The 19,030-nt window shown below is 63.6% G+C and carries 17 protein-coding genes; 8 read left to right on the top strand and 9 right to left on the bottom strand.

The features are described from left to right. Positions 1 to 114: 114 nt before the first annotated feature. Together QW845_RS15355 and QW845_RS15350 are read right to left on the bottom strand one after the other, a co-directional pair. On the bottom strand, positions 115 to 1,632 hold the full coding sequence (locus tag QW845_RS15355) for a Do family serine endopeptidase (RefSeq protein WP_315802400.1): 1,518 nt from the start codon (positions 1,630 to 1,632) through the stop codon (positions 115 to 117). 620 nt (positions 1,633 to 2,252) lie between these two features. Further along, a complete protein-coding gene (locus tag QW845_RS15350; protein WP_315802399.1) occupies positions 2,253 to 2,747 on the bottom strand; it encodes a MarR family winged helix-turn-helix transcriptional regulator in 495 nt (164 codons plus the stop codon). 349 nt (positions 2,748 to 3,096) lie between these two features. On the opposite strand from QW845_RS15350, the gene QW845_RS15345 reads away from it, so the two are divergent. Further along, positions 3,097 to 4,011 carry an MBL fold metallo-hydrolase gene (locus tag QW845_RS15345; RefSeq protein ID WP_315802398.1) on the top strand — a complete coding sequence of 305 codons (915 nt, stop codon included), beginning with the start codon at positions 3,097 to 3,099 and terminating at the stop codon, positions 4,009 to 4,011. Between the two features lie 795 nt (positions 4,012 to 4,806). On the opposite strand, the gene QW845_RS15340 is transcribed toward QW845_RS15345, so the two are convergent. The 7 genes from QW845_RS15340 to QW845_RS15310 all read right to left on the bottom strand — a co-directional run bounded on the left by QW845_RS15340 (position 4,807) and on the right by QW845_RS15310 (position 12,006). Then, entirely contained in the window at positions 4,807 to 5,523 is a 717-nt protein-coding gene (locus QW845_RS15340; RefSeq protein WP_315802397.1) for an SDR family oxidoreductase, read from the bottom strand. Next, positions 5,520 to 6,380: an ATP-binding cassette domain-containing protein gene (locus tag QW845_RS15335; RefSeq protein WP_315802396.1), complete on the bottom strand. Its 861-nt coding sequence runs from the start codon at positions 6,378 to 6,380 to the stop codon at positions 5,520 to 5,522. The genes QW845_RS15340 and QW845_RS15335 overlap by 4 nt, the downstream gene beginning before the upstream one ends. After that, on the bottom strand, positions 6,377 to 7,252 hold the full coding sequence (locus QW845_RS15330; RefSeq protein WP_315802395.1) for an ABC transporter ATP-binding protein: 876 nt from the start codon (positions 7,250 to 7,252) through the stop codon (positions 6,377 to 6,379). Before QW845_RS15330 ends, QW845_RS15335 begins: the two co-directional genes overlap by 4 nt. Continuing rightward, complete coding sequence (locus QW845_RS15325) at positions 7,249 to 8,139, bottom strand: ABC transporter permease (RefSeq protein ID WP_315802394.1); 891 nt, start codon at positions 8,137 to 8,139, stop codon at positions 7,249 to 7,251. The genes QW845_RS15330 and QW845_RS15325 overlap by 4 nt, the downstream gene beginning before the upstream one ends. Then, positions 8,132 to 9,139 carry an ABC transporter permease gene (locus tag QW845_RS15320; protein ID WP_315802393.1) on the bottom strand — a complete coding sequence of 336 codons (1,008 nt, stop codon included), beginning with the start codon at positions 9,137 to 9,139 and terminating at the stop codon, positions 8,132 to 8,134. The genes QW845_RS15325 and QW845_RS15320 overlap by 8 nt, the downstream gene beginning before the upstream one ends. Positions 9,140 to 9,153: 14 nt before the next feature. Next, positions 9,154 to 10,695, bottom strand: coding sequence for an ABC transporter substrate-binding protein (locus QW845_RS15315; protein ID WP_315802392.1), 1,542 nt, complete (start codon positions 10,693 to 10,695; stop codon positions 9,154 to 9,156). A 78-nt stretch (positions 10,696 to 10,773) separates the two neighbouring features. Next, the gene (locus tag QW845_RS15310) at positions 10,774 to 12,006 is read right to left on the bottom strand and encodes a dienelactone hydrolase family protein (protein ID WP_315802391.1); all 1,233 of its coding nucleotides are present in this window, start codon (positions 12,004 to 12,006) and stop codon (positions 10,774 to 10,776) included. A 159-nt stretch (positions 12,007 to 12,165) separates the two neighbouring features. On the opposite strand from QW845_RS15310, the gene QW845_RS15305 reads away from it, so the two are divergent. The 7 genes from QW845_RS15305 to QW845_RS15275 all read left to right on the top strand — a co-directional run bounded on the left by QW845_RS15305 (position 12,166) and on the right by QW845_RS15275 (position 18,810). Next, the gene (locus QW845_RS15305) at positions 12,166 to 12,807 is read left to right on the top strand and encodes a MarR family transcriptional regulator (RefSeq protein ID WP_315802390.1); all 642 of its coding nucleotides are present in this window, start codon (positions 12,166 to 12,168) and stop codon (positions 12,805 to 12,807) included. A gap of 401 nt (positions 12,808 to 13,208) precedes the next feature. Next, positions 13,209 to 13,457 (top strand): hypothetical protein, encoded by a 249-nt coding sequence (locus QW845_RS15300; RefSeq protein ID WP_315802389.1) that lies wholly within the window; start codon positions 13,209 to 13,211, stop codon positions 13,455 to 13,457. A 461-nt stretch (positions 13,458 to 13,918) separates the two neighbouring features. Beyond that, positions 13,919 to 15,178, top strand: coding sequence for an ABC transporter substrate-binding protein (locus QW845_RS15295; protein WP_315802388.1), 1,260 nt, complete (start codon positions 13,919 to 13,921; stop codon positions 15,176 to 15,178). 55 nt (positions 15,179 to 15,233) lie between these two features. Then, complete coding sequence (locus tag QW845_RS15290) at positions 15,234 to 16,130, top strand: sugar ABC transporter permease (protein ID WP_315802387.1); 897 nt, start codon at positions 15,234 to 15,236, stop codon at positions 16,128 to 16,130. After that, positions 16,127 to 17,020, top strand: coding sequence for a carbohydrate ABC transporter permease (locus QW845_RS15285; protein ID WP_315802386.1), 894 nt, complete (start codon positions 16,127 to 16,129; stop codon positions 17,018 to 17,020). The genes QW845_RS15290 and QW845_RS15285 overlap by 4 nt, the downstream gene beginning before the upstream one ends. Before the next feature lie 2 nt (positions 17,021 to 17,022). Continuing rightward, a complete protein-coding gene (locus QW845_RS15280; RefSeq protein ID WP_315802385.1) occupies positions 17,023 to 18,129 on the top strand; it encodes an ABC transporter ATP-binding protein in 1,107 nt (368 codons plus the stop codon). Between the two features lie 210 nt (positions 18,130 to 18,339). Continuing rightward, a complete protein-coding gene (locus QW845_RS15275; protein ID WP_315802384.1) occupies positions 18,340 to 18,810 on the top strand; it encodes a universal stress protein in 471 nt (156 codons plus the stop codon). Positions 18,811 to 19,030: the final 220 nt, after the last annotated feature.

Here is a 19,030-nt window from a genome sequence, read left to right as displayed (position 1 = left end):
GAGACGTCGGGTCGGCACGGGGCTCGCCGCATGTCCGTCGTTCATCCCGCACACAACGCGTGGCCTGCTGCCGGCGATGGGGAGAGCACCGGCAGCAGGCTCCGTATCGGCGCGTCAGCCGATCGGGACCGCAACAAAATGGGTATTGGCGGCGGACTTGACCCGCATCAGCACGTCGCGCTTGCCGGCGGACCTTGCCTCCGACAACGCGCTGCGCAGTTCGGCGACGGTGCCGACGGTCCTGCCGCCGACATCGAGAATCACATCACCGGACTGCATACCGTGCTCCGCCGCCGGGCCGTCGGGATCCACGGCGGTGACCACAACACCCTTGTTTCCGGCGCCCGCCACGTCCTCTGCGGGCGCGACCGACAGACCGAGATGTGGCACGCCGCGAGCCGAGCCGTTGTCGTGATCGTCGGAACTGGCCTGCTTCTCCTGCTGGTTCGGCATGTTCGCAAGCGTCACAGCGATGGTCCGGGACTCACCCTTGCGAAGGATGTCGAGCTTTGCAGAGCTTCCGGGGGCCATCGCCGAAATCCGGCCCGCCAGGGCGCGCGAGTCCTTGATGGCTTCACCGTTGACGGCCGTAATGACGTCGCCAGGTTCAATCCCGGCTTTCGCCGCCGGCGTATCCGGCTTTGCTTCGTCGACCAGCGCGCCCGCGGCGTTCTTCATGCCGAGGCCTTCTGCGATGCCTGCGGTCACCGGCTGGACCTGCACGCCGAGCCAGCCCCGGGTCACCACGCCCTTGTCCTTAAGCTGGGCAACGATCATCTTGACCGTCGGCGCAGGTATATCGAAGCCGATTCCGACCGAGCCGCCTGTGGGCGAATAGATCGCGGTGTTGACGCCGATAACATTGCCGTTGGTATCGAAGGTGGGACCGCCCGAATTGCCCTTGTTGATCGGCGCGTCGATCTGGATGTAGTTGTCATAGGGGCTTGAGCTGAGCTCGCGGCCTTCCGCCGAGACGATGCCCGCCGTGACGGTGCCCCCGAGGCCATAGGGATTGCCGACCGCCACGACCCAGTCACCGACGCGCGGCGTTTTGCTGTCCAGGTTGACATAGGTGAAGTCCGACTTGCCTTCGACCTTGATCAGCGCGACGTCGGTCTTCGGGTCGGTCCCAATGACTTTGGCGGTGTAGGTCTTGCCGTCGTCGGTGGTGACCTGCACCGACTTCGCGTGGTCCACGACATGGTTGTTGGTCACCGCGTAGCCGTCGGCCGAAATGAAGAATCCGGAGCCAACTCCCGTAATCAACTGGTGGCGACGCATCTTGCCTTGCGGGCCGTCGGCGAATCCGTATTGGCGGAAGAACTTCTCGAACGGCGTACCCTGCATGAACGGCTCCCCGTTCGGCCCAAGCATGTCGGTCTCGTCACCTTCGTCGACACTGACGCGGACGGAGATCACCGCGGGCCTCACCTTGGCGACCAGATCGGCGAAGCCAGTGGGGCCCTGCTCGCCCTGGGAAGGCGCCGCCGCCCATGCCTGATCGATCAGGCGGCCATAGCCGAGCGGTCCCGACAGCGCGATCGCCGAACCGATCACGGCAGCCGATCCGAGCAGAGTCAGGCGCCGCGCGGGCATGATCCTGCGGCGAGGTTGCTGATTGCTGTCCGACATGGATTGTCTCCTTCGAGATGTTGCGCCTCACGGCGTTGCACGAAGGAGTAACGCTGGTCAGATTACTACGTCCTGTCCGACGAATTAATTCATCCTGTCGGTGAGATGAATTCGTAGTAAGGCGGCATGCGCTGCCGAAGCACAGAAAGATGACCTATTCGGCAGCGATCGCCCGGCGGACTGCGGCGTTCGGCATAGAAGGGCTCTTAGGTGAAGTGGAGCGATCGATGGCCAAAGATGCAACATCGCCAACGGCCGCCGCAGCTTGGCGCGATTCAAATGGAAGACTGCGAGAGGTGGGCGCCGATCATTCAGGCCGCCGGGCTCGCAGGCAAATAGCCGGTGCCATTTGGAGTGACTTGGGCCTGCGAGTTTGGCGACGTCGTTCCAGTTGCTCGCTCAAGCGTGCTGCGGCCAATGCTGCTGAAACCTCTTTCGGACAAACCCAACGACTATACCGGCGGATTGACGATGATCATCGATGCGATCGCCGCAATTTCCTCGAGCTCATGACGTTTTCGGGCGCGCCCCCTGCATTGTCCGCATGCGCTGAACTCGCTTCCAGCTGGCGTCGGTTCGACTAATGGCAGCAGCCGGGGGGCATGACGGCATCGAATACCCTATTCGACGATATCTTCTTCGCCGCCCGCGGCTGCCTGCAGATCAGTGAGCTCCGTAGCTCGTTCCGAGAGTCTCCTCAGCAGCATGTCCAACATATGTGCGTCTTCATCGCTCAGACACGCTGCCAAATCTCTATTGTACGCCTTGGTTATCCGTTGCGCCTGCTCGTACAGGGCCTGTCCAGTGTCCGTCAGCGAAAGTGCCAAACGTCGCTTATTTTTGGGGAGCCTTGTCTTCGCAATGATTCCGCTGCCCACGAGCCTACCAACCCCTCGACTTGCAGGCTCCAGCTCGATGTCGGCGACTTCGGCGAGTTCGCTCAGGCTCATGCCAGGACGTTGCGCGACGTAAGCAAGAATGCGCCAGTCGCGCCGACCGATCCCCAACTCCCGCCGTAGCATGATGCCCGCGCCCCGCGCGGCGAGCTTTCCAAGATTATAGATACGAAACGCGAGATACTCGTCAATGTTTGACGGATCCTTCAAATTGCTCATGACGTTCCGGCTGAGGGTGGAGGATGGCGGATGAGGTGACGTTTTCGAAACATACCGTCGTTTGACAATCTCCAACAGCAGCATTGTGCATCGCAGAACACATTTGATTTCGTCAAACGTTCGTCGACCATTGACGCTGAGCCGAAAGACACACATCAACGATCGAGCCGCGTCCCTAAATGGACCAAGCTGATAAAGGTGGCGACGGCCACAGGCCCCCCTGCTATCAGCAACCTCGAAAATGTTCGGTGTTCAGATGCAAGCAATCGAAACTGGCATAGTGAGACTAGTTGCCTCTACAATTGCGGCCTGTGTTCTGCTGTGGGGACATCCATCCGCGGCAGATGAGATGAAGGTGACTTTGCTCGGAACCGGCACACCGACCCCACGGATCGGAAGCTTCAGTGCGTCAACACTCGTCGAGGCCGGACCCGAGAAATTGCTGTTTGATATGGGGCGGGGCTCGACCATTCGCCTCTTCCAGAAGCGAATTCCGCTCGGCGCCATCACCGCTCATTTCATCACGCATCTCCACTCCGACCATATTGTCGGCTTGCCTGATATGTGGCTCAGCGGCTGGATCGGAACGCCCTGGGCCTCACGAAAATCACCGATGGTGATCTTCGGGCCGGCCGGAACCGTCGCAATGACGCAAAACCTGACCAAGGCGTTCTCGGAGGATATTCGCATTCGCGAGGATGACGAACATCTGCCGCCGGAAGGCGTGGCATTTAATGCGCACGACATTCAGCCCGGACTCGTCTATGAGAAGGGCGGCGTGAAGGTCACGGCGATTGAGGTCAACCACGGTGAGAAGATCAAGCCAGCCTTCGGCTACCTGATCGAGTACGGCGGCAAGAAAGTCGTTCTATCGGGTGACACCAAATATGACGAGCGAATCGTGAACGCCGCGAAAGGCGCCGATCTGCTGGTTCACGAGGTCGCAATCATCGAACCTGATCTCGTGAAGGATTATCCCTCTTATCGTGCTATCGAAGCCCATCACACTTCACCAGAGGAAGCCGGGCGGATCTTCTCGCTCGCAAAGCCGAAGCTGGCGGTCTATTCGCATGTCGTATTCGCGACGGTGAAGCCGGTGCAGGATGTGCCCGAGGAGGCGCTGCTTCGGCGCACCCGCGCGACGTACCAGGGTCCATTAGTTATCGGACACGACCTGATGTCCTTTTCCGTCGGAGACGGCGTGTCGTCCTATAGTCCAGATGGGGAGCCCATGAAGCCGTTGATGGGCGATGGCCAGCGCTGATAACCACACTTGGTGACGATCTGACTGTGAAACTGCTTGGGGAACTATCCTCCCTCTGAAACTCAGATGCGAGCGCTGCGCTCATGTCCCGTGGGCAAAGGCGCGTGTTATCGCCCGCTGCGCGTATTCTCATTGAACGGTGATCCCCGCCGACAAAGGCTCTGAATGTTGGCGTTCGGGACAAGCGCGAGCTGCACGAACTCGTTACGGGCCTCACCAGGCGTATTTGACTTCCGGGGCATGCCGCACCTCCATTTAGGGGTGACAAGCTCGGCGGGTGAGCCAGGGGCTTCAATCAATCTGACCTTAGGCGGGCAACGCCTGGTCTATACCGGGCCTCAAGCAGCCGCCCTCGTTCACGACGCCTTGGTTCGATCTGCTCCCATAGGGCAGCGTTCCTTCCGCGCTGCGCTACGATGACCTTTTCGAGCTTGGCAAAAGGCGCGTTCCCCAACAAATGGCGGACGTCACCCAGTTCCTGCAACCTGCCTAGGGGCCGGCCGTCTTCGGAGAAGCGAGTAACGGCAGACTGTCGCACTTCGGCCACGCTCTCGGGCCGCTCCCTGGCCTTTACGTACGCCTGGCAGGCTTCAAAGGAAACCGGTGCCTCGGGAAGCCAATGCCAGTCGTCTCAGTCTCCTGGGCCCGCGCTGGGGCCTGTCACCTATAGTTTTCGGGATCGGAAGAACTGACGCCTCGTCGCGGCAGAAATCTCGGTTCCAGGCCTCGCGCGCTCTGCCGCGTCGACCTTCTCGCGTCGCTGCTCCGGGTGCGACTTTTATCAGGGCGTTCGTGCTAGCCCGACGCCAATTGCTTTTCCACCGCCTTGTGATCCTGCGCGAGGCCGGCGGCGATGCCCTTGGCCATGTCGCCGACATAGATGTCCTCCTCGCCGGTCTCGTAGCCGTCGAGAATTTCCTTGGCGGCCTCGGCCGGCGTCATCTTCGGGATCGGCAGGCCGGCCGTCATGCGCGTGTCGACGGCACCGGGCAGCGCGCCGGCGACGTGGACGCCCTTCGGCGTCAGTTCGCCGCGCAGTCCTTGCGTGAGGCTCAGCGCCGCGGCCTTCGAGGCGCAATAGGAGCCCATCAGCGGCAGGTTCACCCGCGCCAGGATGGTCAGGATGTTGAGCACGGCCCCCTGGTTCTTGATCAGCACCGGCGCGAAGGCGCGCGTCAGCCGCAACGGCGCGAGGTAGTTGATCTCGATCTCCTCCGTGGCGATGGCGAGATCGGGCGCGAGCATGAACGCAGTGTTGTGATTGACGCCGGCATTGTTGATCAGCAGCGTCGCGTCGGAAGCCTGTGCGGCGGCGGCTGCCGCGTCCCCATCGCTGGTGACGTCGAGCTTCAACGGCACGACCCTGTCGGACGCCGTGAGCGCGGAGACGTCGCGGGCGGCGGCATAGATCTTCGCAGCGCCGCGGGCGAGCAGCTCGGCGATGAGCGCCTTCGCGATGGCGCCGGTGGCGCCGGTGATGACGACGACGGAGTCCTTGATCGAGGCACTCATGCGGCTGATCCCTGCTGCTGGGGTTGCTCACGGGGCGAGGTGTCGTCGAGCCAGCCCGGCTCGACATCGGGGAGCGGAATGGCGGCCAGGAGCTGGCGCGTATAGGCGTGTTGCGGATGGGAGAAGATGCGGCCGACCGGGCCGTGCTCGACCACCTCGCCGCCCTTGAGAATGGCGACCTCGTCGCAGAGCACGCGGATCACTGAGAGATCATGGCTGATGAAGACCACGGTCAGCCCGAGCCTGGCGCGCAGCTCCTTCAACAGCATCAGGATGTGCGCCTGGGTCGAGACGTCGAGCCCGGAGACGATCTCGTCGGCGACGATGAAGTCAGGCTGCAGCGCCAGCGCGCGTGCGATGCCGGCGCGCTGGCGCTGGCCGCCGGAGAGCTCGTGCGGATAACGGTCGACGAAGGCTGTCGGCAGGCCGACGAGATCGAGCAGCGCGGCGGCGCGGTCGCGGCGATCGCGCCGGCCTTTCAACTGTCCATAGACCTCGAGCTGGCGCGTCAAGGTGACCGCGAGCGGCAGGCGCGGATTGAGCGAGGATTGCGGATCCTGGAAGATCATCTGGATGCGCGCGCGCAAGGGGCGCAGCGCGGCTTCGGACAGACGGCTGATCTCGACGCCGTCGAACTGGATGCCGCCCGACGTCGGCTCCAAGAGCCGCACCAGCAGCCGGCCCAGTGTGGTCTTGCCCGAACCGGATTCGCCGACGAGGCCGAGCACCGCGCCGCGCGAAACGGCGAGATCGACCGACTTGATGACGTCGCGCATGACCGGCTTGCCGAACAGCGATTTCGATCGCGCCGGATAGGCGAAGCCGAGCTGGCCGGCGCGCAGCAGGATCTCGCTCATGCCGGCCTCCCCGCCGCGAGCTGATCGAGCCTGTGCGCCTCGGCCCACAAGCTTTCGATCAGCGCCGGAGGCACCGGCTTTAAACTATCCGCGGGACGGTCGGCGCGCGGCGTTGCCGCCAGCAGCGCGCGCGTATAGGCGTGGTGCGGCTTCACCAGCACGTCCGAGGTCAATCCATCCTCGAGCACGCGGCCGGCATGCAGAACGGTCATGCTGCGGCAGACCTTGGCGACGACGCCGAGATCGTGGGTGACGAACAGGATCGCCGCGCCGTGGCGCTGGCGCATCCGCTCGACCAGTTGCAGCACCTGGCGCTGCACGGTGACGTCGAGCGCGGTGGTCGGCTCGTCGGCGATGACGAGCGACGGGTCACAGGCGAAGGCCATCGCGATCAGCACGCGCTGGCGCATGCCGCCGGAGAGCTCGTGCGGATAGAGTGCGAGGACGCCAGCGGGATCGCGGATCGCGACCTCGCTCAGCAGCTCGGCGGCGCGATCGCGCGCGGCACGCTTCGACAGCTTCAGATGCAGCTGCAACACCGCGCATATCTGCGCGCCGATACGCCGGACCGGGTTGAGCGACGTCATCGGATCCTGCGGGATCAGCGCGATGCGCCGTCCCAGCAGGTCGCGGCGCTGCTTGTCCGGCGTCGCCAGGAGGTCGCGCCCCTCGAAGCTCACGCGGCCGGCCGTGATGGCGGCCTTCGCCGGCAGCAGGCCGAAGATGGTGCGGCCGACCATCGACTTGCCGGCACCGGATTCGCCGACGAGCCCGCGGACCTCGCCGGCCTCGACGCGCAAGGAGACGCCGCGCAGCACATTGGCGGCGCCGATCGCGACGTGGAGATTGTCGATGTCGAGCACGGCACTCATCGGCGCTGCACCGGATCGAGCGCGGCGCGCAGGCCGTCGCCGAGCAGGTTGAAGCCGATCACGCTGACGATGACGGCGCCGATCGGCAGCGCCATGATCCAGGGCGCCTGGTAGACGATCTGCCGTCCCTCGGTGATCATGCCGCCCCAGCTCGCGGTGTCGCCGGTGACGGAGATGCCGACGAAGGACAGGATGACCTCGACCAGAATAGCTATGCCCATCTCGACCGCCAGCAACGTGACGATCAGCGGCACGAGGTTGGGCAGGATCTCGAGCCGCAGCGCCTGCGCGCGGGTGAGGCCGAGCACCCGGGCCGCGGCGGCGTAGTCGCGCGCGAGCTGCGCCTGCGTTTCGGCTCTGGTGATGCGGGCGAAGCGGGTCCAGTCGACGACCACGATCGCAGCAATAACCGAGGTGAGGCCGGCGCCGATGACGGCGGCGAGCACGATCGACAGCAGCACCGGCGGGAACGCCATCCAGACGTCGATCAGCCGCGACACCAGCTGATCGATCCAGCCGCCGAAGGCGCCGGCAATCAGGCCGAGTGCGATGCCGATGACCGCAGCGAGCAGCGAGGCGATCAGCGCGACGGAGACCGCAGTACGCGCGGAATATATCAGGCGCGACAGCACGCAGCGGCCGAGGCTGTCGGTGCCCAACGGAAACGCCGCCTCGCCGCCGCGCATGAAGGCCGGCGGCAGCTGCGCCGACATCAGATCCTGCTCGGCCGGATCATGCGGCGCGATGACCGGGGCGAACAGCGCGATGAGCAGCAGCAGCGCCACAAGGCCGCCGCCGATCCACAGCCGCGCGCCGCCGCGTGAGAGAGCGCTGCGCCAGCGCGACGGCTGGGCCGTGATCGGGCCAGAAAGAACCAGGTCAACCATGGCGCAGCCTCGGATCGAGCAGCGCCACCAGCAGGTCGACGGCGAGATTGAGAGCGATGAACAGGACGGCGAAGGTCAGGATCAGCCCCTGGATCAGCGGGAAGTCGCGGTTGATGACGGCATCGATCGCCATGTTGCCGATGCCCTCGTAGGAGAAGATGCGCTCGACCAGCACGGTGCCGCCGAGCAACAGGGTGATCTGCACGCCTGAGAGCGCGACCGTCGGGATCAGCGCGTTGGGGAACACCTCGCGCTGCAGGATCGTGGTGCGCGAAAATCCGCGGGTGCGGGCGATCTGGGCGTAGTCCTGGTCCTCGGCCTCTGCGAGCTGCGCCTTGAGGAGACGCGCGACCAGCGCGGCGAAGGGCAGCGCGAGCGCCAGCGACGGCAGCAACATATGGCGCAAGAGATCGGCGGCGACGTCGAGGCGCAGGGTGAGCAGGCTCTCGATCAGATAGAAGTGGGTGCGGAAGGCCACGGCAAGCTGCGGATCGAGCCGGCCGGAAATCGGCAGCAGCGGCAGCAGCACGCCGAAGCCGAGCAGCAGGATCAGGGCCCACAGGAAATCAGGAATGGCGAGAAAGAAGCCGTTGGCGGTGTCGAGCAGCCATTCGGCGCGGGTGCCGCGCGTGAGGCTGCCGACCAGCGCCACGGCTCCGCCCATCACGAGCGCCATGATCACCGAGAGCGCTGCGAGCTCAAGGGTCGCCGGCAGCCGCGCGCCGACCAATTCGAACACCTGCTGGCGCAGGCTGATCGAGCGGCCGAAATCGCCCGACGCGACTTGGCCAAGCCAGGTGATGAACTGCGACAGCAGCGGCTGATCGAGGCCGTAGAGCGCGCGCAGCCGCGCAATGTCGGCCGGCGAGGCGCCGGGCGGGATCATCATCGCGATGGGATCGCCGGGCACCACGCGCAGCAGCACGAACACGATGGCGCCGACGCCGAGCAGGGTCGGCGGGATCAGAGCGAGGCGCTTGAGAATGGCGCTCCAGCGCATCGCCCGACTCCGTCTCAGCCCTGGGTCACGAGCTGCGGCAGGATCATGCCGTTGGCCTGCGGCACCACCTTGAGGCCCTTCTTGTGCACGATCGGCTGGACGTATTGCAGCAGCGGGATCACCTCACCCTCCTCGGCGATGTATTTGTCGACCGCTTTCCAGCCGGCGATGCGCTTGGCCTCGTCCTTCTCGCCCCACAAGGGCCCGATGCGCTCGATCAGGTCCTTGCCCTTCCAGGCTGAATGTGGCGACGGGCCGAACATCGCAAAGCCGGTCGAGGTCGTGGGATCGCCGATCGCGTTGCCCCAATTGTAGAACGCCGCCGGCGCCAGCGCGTGGCGGGCGCGCAGCTCGAAATGCTGCGCGATCTCGTAGACCTCGATGTTGGCCTCGATGCCGACCTTGCGCCACATGCCGGCGATCGCCTGGACCATTTCGTAGTCCTTCGGCTTGAAGCCGCGCGTGGTCTGGATGGTGAACTTGACCGGCTTAGCGGCCGAGTAGCCGCTCTGGGCGAGCAGGCTCTTGGCGAGCTCCGGATCATAGGCGACCTTGATCGAGGGATCGAAGGCGGCGTAGCCCGGAGCTTCCAAGGTATCGATCGGCACGCCATAGCCGCGCAGCAGCTTGTCGACGATCGCCTTCTTGTCGATGGCGTGGTTGGCGGCGAGCCTGATGTTGCGGTCGAGCATCGGATCGATGTCGGTGAGGAAGATCATTCCGATGTCGGAGATCGGCTGCGTCAGGCCTGCCAAATTCGGCTTGGCCTTGAGGCGGTCGAACTCTTCATAGGGAATCTCGAAGGTGATGTCGGAGCCACCGGACTCGATCTCGGCGACGCGGCTGGTCGGATCGGTGACGAACTTGAAGACGACGGTCTCGAACGCCGGCTTCGGCCCCCAATAGCCGGGATGCGCCTTCAGCCGCAGGAACGCGTTGCGCTCGAAGGCATCGACCTTGTACGGGCCGGAGCCGATCGGCGCCTTCTCAAAGCCCTCCGCGCCGACCTTCTCGTAATAGGCCTTGGGCAGCACGTAGCCGGTGAGGAACGCCATCCATTTGAACAGCACCGGCTCGAACTCGACCACGTCGGCCGTGATGGTCTGGCCGTCGATCTTGAAGTTGTTGATCTTCGACCAGACGAACTGGATCGGGTTGCCGCCCTTCGGATCGGCGGCGCGGGTCAGCGACCACACCACGTCCTCCGGCGTCACCTTGGAGCCGTCATGCCAGGTCGCGTCGGAGCGCAGCTCCATCGTGACCTTGGTGCGGTCCTCGTTCCAGCCCCACTTCGTCAAGAGGCCCGGCTTGAACGAGAGATCGGCGGCCTGGCCGATATAGGGATCGAAGATGGCCTGGTAGATCGACTGGATGGTCGGATTGACCGCCGAGACGCCGACGGTCGGATCGAACGACGGCAGGTTGACGTTGTAGGCGATGGTCAGCGTGCCCGGCGCGGCACTGGCGGGGCGCAGCGGCAGGCCGGTGGCGAGTGGCAACGCAGCTGCGCCTGCGAGCTGCAACATCGTACGACGAGAGATCTGATGGTCACGCATGGTGATGCAACTCCGCATGGACGAAGGACGATGAGCGAAGAGAAGCGACGTCCCTGCCGACGCCGCCGGACGAATTGATCAGTTCGGCGCGCTCTCGGCCCAGCGCTTCATCAGCGTGTTCGAGGGCAGGGATTCGTCGACCAGCTTCTTCGCCGTCTCGATGCCGGCGACCGGGAGCTTCGCCGGATCGAGCAGGCCGATCTGCACCAGCACCGAGGCCTGATCCCAGTAGATGTGCTCGTTGTAGAGCTTGTCGCCGCGGAAGCGGACGATCGCAACCAGCGGAATCTCGACATATTTGCCGGTCGGCGGGATGCCGGGCAGCATCCAGTCGATCTCGATGTCGTGGGTGAAGCAGAACAGCATCTCGTCGACGACGCGGTCGGCGCCGATGGTGCGCGAGATCGGCACCAGCTTGGTGTCCGCCGGCGTCTTCGGAATGAAATGGTTGGCGTAGAACCTCAAGAGATCCTTGTAGCCGACGCCGCCGGTCATGGTCGGGATGTGGTTGACGTAGGGCTCGGCGACCATCGTGCCCATCGTCGCCTCCGCCGAGCGGGTGGCGAATTCGAGCTCGGTGTGACGGTCCCACAGCGACGACAGATCGTAGTGCGGGCCGAGCACTTTCCGGAACAGCGCGATCGAGCGCGAATGCGCCATCAGGGTCGCCGGCTTGTCGAAGCTGGCGCGCTCCGGCGCGGCGAAGGCGTGGTCGCAGCCTGGATAGAGATAGAACTCGGCATCGTCGCGGCCGGCAAAGCCGGCCTTGACCGCCTCGCGCGCCTCGGCGGGCGCGAACTTGTCGAGCTCGGCGAAGTGGAAGACGATCGGGCCCTTGATGTTCTTGGCCTCGGCGATATCGGCCTCGATGCCAACGCCATAATAGGAGACGGCGCAATCGACGTCGGTGCGGGCGGCGGTGAGATAAGCGAGCTTGCCGCCGAGGCAGAAGCCGAGCGCGCCGACCTTGCCCCTGCACTCGGGACGCGCGCGCAGCACCTTCAGCGCGTCGGCCGTGTCCTTGATCGCGAGATTGACGTCGAAGCGCTGGTAGTAGCCGAAGGCTTTACCGAAATCCGCCTCACCATAGCCGAGCTCGATGCCCGGCTCGAAGCGCCAGAACAGGTCCGGCGCCAGCACCACATACCCTTCCTCAGCATAATAGTCGGCGACCGCGCGCATCGAGGCGTTGACGCCGAAGATCTCCTGCAGGAGCACGATGCCGGGACCGGAGCCTGACGCGGGCACCGCCAGATAGCCCTTGAACGTGCCGCCATCGGCGGCGGCGATGTCGATCCACTGACCAGCCACTGTCGTGCTCCCCGGTTCTGCCGGCCGACGTCCACGGTGACGCCGCGCCTGATGTATTTTCTTCATTGAATTTTTAATGTAAAAACGTTGGATGTAAACAGCAGAGATTGAGCATGCGCTGCACACGCATTGTGCGGAGCGGCATCGGGAGACGGGCTATTGAAGAGGACGACGAGCGCTGGGGCGAGGCGCAAGACCGTGGCGGTGAAGGCGAGAGTGGCGGGCGGCAAGGCGCGGTCACGGTCAGAGGCGGCTCGCGATGAGGCCGAGAGCGGCAGCAAAGGCGACGCGAAGGGAGCGTGGCATCTTGCGCGCAATGACACCGAGCGACGGCTGTCCGACTTTGAATTCGCGCTGGAGCGGCTGGCCCAGTCCTATTATCGCTGGAAGGCTTCCTGCCTCGCCGCCGTTTGCGAGGTGCCGCTGACCGGCGACGATGTCGCCGTCCTCAATGTCGTACGCATGGGCGACGAGCCGAAGCGGCTCGCCGAGGTTGGCCAACTGCTCAACCGCGTTGACGTGCCCAATCTGCAATATGCGACGCGCAAGCTGGTCCGCGCCGGGCTGATCGAGACCGAAGGCCGTTCCTCACGCAAGGAGACACGCTACCGCGCCACGACACGCGGCCGCGCCGTCACCGAGGATTATGCGGCCTTGCGCGCGGCAACCCTGCCGCCGATGTTCGACGGCCTACCCGGCTGGATCGACGGCTGCGCCGCGACAGCGGCTCAGCTTGACCAGATGGCGGGGCTGTACGGCCAGGCGACGCGCATCGCGATCACGAGGCGGCACCAGTCCTGACCCGCCTCAGCGCAATATTTCGACCTTGGACCGCTATGTCGCGACTGTGGACGCGCTGAGGCCGTTCATTTGAGCGCCCCATCTCTGGAGGCTAGATGGACGGAGAGAGAACAGGCCTTTGCCCGCAGCCTCCGGTCGTGTGGGGCACGACAGGGGCGAAAGGCCAGAAATGAGATCAATGGCTTATGCACCCCTCCTTCTATTGAGGCGCCTTGATCTCAAATGGGAAATTTTAGCGGCGCCCGCACCGTCCAATGGTTGGGCTGGGCTAGGACGACCCGCCAAAGCCACGGCCTCAGGATCACAACCGCGCCCAAGGGGGAGGCGCGGAACCATCTCTAATTCCGCGCCATTGATGCCAACAGGCAAACAAGCGCATCCCGCAAAACGAGAAAACGACCATGAGAGACGATCCATCGCTCCCGCCGTTCATCTATGAAGGGCTCTATCCTGCCGAGGACAAGAAGACCGCCTTTGGCTCCTTCGCTGGTCTCGTAAAGCAGGCTGCGAAGCAGGTGCGCAGCGCCGTGGAGTCCGGGCGCAAGCCAGGCATGCCGCTCAGCGTCCTAAGCAACGCCGCCCGCCGGGCCCCGCTTGCTTCTCTGCTGTTCGCGTTCCTTCTGGGCGCTTCGATAGCCCGCCGAAGGTGAATGCCACCAGCATGGGACGTAGCCCCTGCCCGTCCGCGCACGACTCTCCAACTGCCGGCAAGCGAAGCGCAACCAGACGACGATCTTGGCCCCGAGATCGTCCGGCTCTTCTGAGTTTCGCCTTGAACGCTATGCTTCCGCGCTGACGGACGCCCGAACGCCGAGGTGCAACGTGCCGGTGATCCGATATTGCAGGATCGCTGTTGCTGACCGTGCCGGTTCGCCAGCTATCTTTCCAAACGTCCTCTTTTAGAGAGGCGGCTTCAGCAGATCGGAAGGCTCAACACCCAGCGCGACAGCCAGGGCTTGGACGTTGTCGAGTTGCTGCCGATCTACCAGCTCTCAAGCGACCGTCGACATTGTTGACGCAGGTCAACGCTCTTGGCGATGGACATGTCAGCTTTTTACAACTTCAGGTCAATCGGGACCAAAACTTAGCGAGAAGGATGAGGAGACTTCCCATGCGGCTCGGCGGTCATACTGCAGCACTAGGCATGTTGCTTGGCGTCCTCGCCTTCCCCAGCGTCTGCCAGGCCGGCGGCACCGTCGAGGTGCTGCACTGGTGGACATCCGGTGGCGAAGCCAAGGCGATCGCCACGCTGAAGAGCGCCTTCGAAGCCCAAGGCGGCAAATGGATCGATTCTCCAGTCGCTGGCGGGGGTGGCGACGCCGCCATGACCGCCTTGCGAGCGCGCGTTGTTGCCGGCAATCCGCCGAGCGCGGTCCAACTCAAAGGACCGAATATCCAGGAATGGGCGCGCCAGGGCGTACTCACCGATATCGATGCGGTCGCTCGGGCGGAAAAGTGGGACGAGCTGCTGCCGCCGGTGCTTGCGTCGATCATGAAGTTCGACGGCAAATACGTGGCCGCCCCCGTCAACATCCATCGGGTCAACTGGATCTGGGCCAACCCGGCGGTGCTTGCCAAAGCGGGCGTCTTGCCGCCGACAACCTGGGACGAGTTCAACGCCGCAGCGGACAAGCTCAAAGCCGCGGGGATCACGCCGCTGGCGCATGGTGGCCAACCGTGGCAGGACGCGACCTTGTTCGAGACGGTCGTGCTCGGGTTGGGTGGCGCGGATTTCTATCGCAAAGCGCTGGTCGAACTCGACGAAAAAGCGATCACCAGCAGCACGATGATCAAGGTGTTCGACCAGATGCGAAAGCTGCGTTCCTATGTCAGCCCGGATTTCTCCGGCCGCGACTGGAACCTCGCCACGGCCACCATCATGAACGGCCAGGCTGGCTTCCAGCTGATGGGAGATTGGGCGAAAGGCGAGTTCGTGGCGGCCGGAAAAGTGGCTGGCCAGGATTTCTTGTGCATTCCGGCGCCGGGCCTGCCGGGCTTCATCTTGAATTCGGACAGCATCGCGATGTTCAAGGTGAACGGTGTCGACAAGCTGGAGGGTCAGAAGGTGCTTGCCAGCCTGATCATGTCGGAGGGTTTCCAAGAGACGTTCAGCCTCAACAAGGGGTCGATCCCCGCACGGCTCGGCGTGCCGCGCGACAAGTTCGATTCCTGCGCGCGGAAATCGATGGACGATCTGGCTGCGGACACCAAGGCGAATACCCTGGTTCCAAGCATGGCGCATGAAATGGCGGTGTCGCGTTCGGTACGCGGCGAGATCCTGGACGTCGTGACCAACCATTTCAATTCGGACATGAGCTCGCAGGACGCTGTCAAACGATTGATGGAGGCGATCAGGCGCGCGAGGTCATAAGACGAACGGCGCTGCCGTCTGCAGCGCCTCATGTCCGTCGAGCAGTACCATCGCCATGCCCCACGCAGCGCTCCATCGATTCCTGCGACGTGTCGACACTTGGCTGCCGCGCCTGGTCATAAGTCCGTCCGGCGCGGCCGTGTTCGTGTTCGTGTATCTGTTCATTGCCTGGACGATCTACATCTCGTTCACCCGGTCCAGCGTCCTGCCCGATTACAGCTTTGCCGGGCTCGTCCAATACGCGCGGCTGTGGGCGACGCCGCGCTGGTATGTGGCGATCGCCAACCTGTTCATCTTCACCACCCTGTTCATGGGCGGCTGCACCGTTATCGGCATCATGCTGGCGATCCTGCTCGACCAGCGCATCCGCGTCGAAGGCGTGATCCGCACCATCTATCTCTACCCGATGGCATTGTCGTTCATTGTCACCGGCACCGCCTGGAAATGGATCCTCAACCCTGGTCTCGGACTGGAAAAGATGGTGCAGTCGCTCGGCGTCACGAGCTTTCGCTTCGACTGGCTGGTCAATCCGGACATGGCAATCTACACCGTCGTGATTGCCGGCATCTGGCAATCTTCCGGCTATGCCATGGCGCTATTTCTCGCGGGCCTGCGCTCGATCGACGACGATGTTCTCAAGGCCGCGGCGGTCGATGGTGCCGGTCCGTTCCGCCTCTATATCCAGCTCGTGCTGCCGATGCTGCGGCCGATCTTTCTGTCAGTATTTGTCGTGCTGAGCCATCTCGCGATCAAGAGCTTCGACCTCGTCATTGCATTGACGAACGGCGGGCCAGGCTATGCGACCGATATGCCTGCGACCTTCATGTACTCGTTCGCATTCCAGCGCAGCGAGCTCGGGACCGCGGCGGCGAGCGCAACCATGATGCTGGCGACCGTGGTGGCGATCATGGTGCCATATCTATGGTCCGAGCTGCGGACGGAGCGCCAATGATCCGCTCGCGCGCGCCCGGCATCGTCCGCCCGACCGGTATCCGAACCACGGTGCTGCGCGGCGTCCTGTTCGCGATCCTCGGCCTGTTCGTTCTCTACTACCTGCTGCCACTGCTGGTGATGGTGGCGACATCATTGAAGTCGCTCGCGGAGATCCGTACCGGATCGCTGATCAGCCTTCCACGCGCCGTCACCTTCGAGGCGTGGCCGAAAGCCTGGGAATCCGCCTGTGTCGGGGTACGCTGCGCCGGTCTCAAGCCCTATCTCTGGAATTCGGTTCTGATGGTCGTTCCGTCGGTATGCCTCTCCACCATGCTTGGCGCCGTCAACGGCTATACCCTGGCGAAGTGGCGGTTTCCCGGCTCAGAGACGTTGTTCGGGTTGATCCTGTTCGGCGCCTTTATTCCCTTTCAGGTCGTTCTGGTGCCGATGGCGCGTACCCTCGGCATCCTCGATCTGGCCGGCACCATTCCCGGACTGGTGCTGGTCCACGTGATCTATGGAATTCCGTTCACGACGCTGTTCTTCCGCAACTTCTTCGTCACCGTCTCGGACGGCATCATGAATGCGGCCAAGATCGACGGCGCGGGCTTCTTCCGGATCTTCTTCCAGGTCGTGCTCCCGCTCGCGCCGTCGACCATCGTGGTGACCGTGATCTGGCAGTTCACCCAGATCTGGAACGACTATCTGTTTGGAGTGGCCTTCACGGCCGGCGACAGCAACCCGGTCACGGTTGCGCTGAACAATCTGGTCGCGACCTCGACGGGCGTCAAGGAATACAATGTCGACATGGCGGCGGCCATCATCGCTGCTCTGCCCACGCTGGCCGTCTATATCATCGCCGGAAACTATTTCTTGCGCGGGCTCTCCGCTGGTGCCGTGAAAGGTTGACCGTGGCTTCTGTATGTCTCGACAAGGTCTACAAGCAATTCGGCGCAACTGCGGTGCTCGACGGCATCGACCTCGAAATCGCCGATGGCGAATTCGTCGTGCTGGTCGGGCCTTCGGGCTGCGGCAAGTCGACCCTGCTCAACGTTGTGGCCGGGCTCGAGACATTGTCGGAAGGCCGGGTCCGGATCGGCGACCGGATCGTCGATGATGTACCGCCAAAGGATCGAAACATCGCAATGGTGTTTCAGTCCTATTCGCTCTATCCGACCAAGACCGTCCGCGACAACATCCTGTTCGGGATGGTGACGCGGCGAATCCCGGAGGTGCAGCAGCAGCAGGCTCTCGCGCGCGTGACCGAACTGCTGCATATTGAGCAGCTACTGCAGCGCAAGCCCGGCCAGCTATCCGGCGGACAGCGCCAGCGCGTCGCCATGGGACGGGCGCTGGTGCGCGAGCCCGATGTTTTTCTGTTCGACGAGCCTTTGTCCAATCTCGATGCCAAGCTGCGGGTGGAGATGCGCACCGAGATCAAGAAGCTGCACGCCCGGCTCGGGCAGACCATCATCTATGTCACTCATGATCAGGTGGAGGCGATGACGCTGGCTTCACGCATCGCCGTGATGGACAATGGGCGGATCCGTCAGTTCGCCGCGCCGGAAACCGTCTATGAGCAGCCGGCGGACCTGTTCGTTGCAGGTTTCATGGGCTCGCCGGCGATGAACCTGGTGCCGGCACGCGTCGTTCAGGGTGATGGAATCTGGCTCGAAGTGGAAGACGCGCGCGGCAATGTGCGACTTGCCGTTCCGCCGGGAGCGTCAGCCTCGATTGGCGCTCATGTCGGGCGCCATCTGAAACTGGGACTCCGGCCGGAAATCATCACCCGTCAGGGCACCCAGAAGCCGAGCGGGTTGCTCTGCACGTTCCAACGTCCAGTCGATGTGGTCGAACCGACCGGACCCGATACCATGATCGTGTTCGATCTGGGCGGTGTAGAGATGATCGCGCGCGTCCACCCCGAGGACAAGGCGCCTGTCGGCAGCCTCTATTCTTTCGAGGTCAACATGGACAAGGCGAAGCTGTTCGATCCCGACTCCGGCAAGCGGGTCTGACACCCCTCCGGCTGGATGCAGGACCAGCCTTGGTGTTGGAGCTTGATGGAAATCAACCTCCCCGCCTGCAAGATCGAAACAATAGCAGCCTGTCATCACGGTTGCTGCAAGTGCCTACGCTTTCTTTAGCGGCTCCGCTTTGCGGCACGCGGAGCTGTGGTCGAGAACTGCATCGGTCGGGCCGCAATGGTTTCACAGTCAGGATGCCGCATGCATAAACATATTCTAATCCCGACGGACGGCTCGACGTTGTCGCAGGCTGCGGTTGAGTACGGCATCGCCCTCGCCAAGTCGGCTAGCGCCAAGGTCACGATATTGACCGTATCCCCCCCCTTCCACACCTTTGCCGTTGAGCCGGCAATGGTCACGGACACGCCGGCGCAGTACGCGAAGCAGGTCGCGGCCCTTGCCACGAAGTACCTCGATGCGGCCAAGGAGGTCGCGTTGGCCGCTGGCGTCGGCTGCGAGGCCGTGCATGTCGAACATGATCATCCTTATCTGGCCATAGTCGACATGGCGAAAGCGAGGTCATGCGACCTGATCGTCATGGCATCGCACGGCAGGCGCGGGATCACCGCCATCATGCTCGGAAGCGAAACGAACAAAGTACTGACACACAGCAACGTGCCGGTGCTTGTCGTTCGCCCGCCGGACCGGCCGTTCGTCTCCGTCGAATCCTGAACTCGACCGCTTCTGCGGCCGAGGTATGACTGCTCGCGTCTCATGGATGCTGCGCCGGGCAATGCCGAAGCATCCCAGGATCTCGCCGAGACGGTCACCGTCTCAAGATGACACCCGCCAAGACAGACGGCCGGCGCTCACACCCTTGCCGAGCGCACTTTCGATGCCCACCGGCGTCCAATATCTTGCACGCCGGTTGACACACCTCGCCGCAGCCCAA

Source organism: Bradyrhizobium sp. SZCCHNS3002 (genome assembly GCF_032377435.1).
GTDB lineage: Bacteria > Pseudomonadota > Alphaproteobacteria > Rhizobiales > Xanthobacteraceae > Bradyrhizobium.
This window is presented reverse-complemented; position numbering and strand designations above follow the sequence as displayed.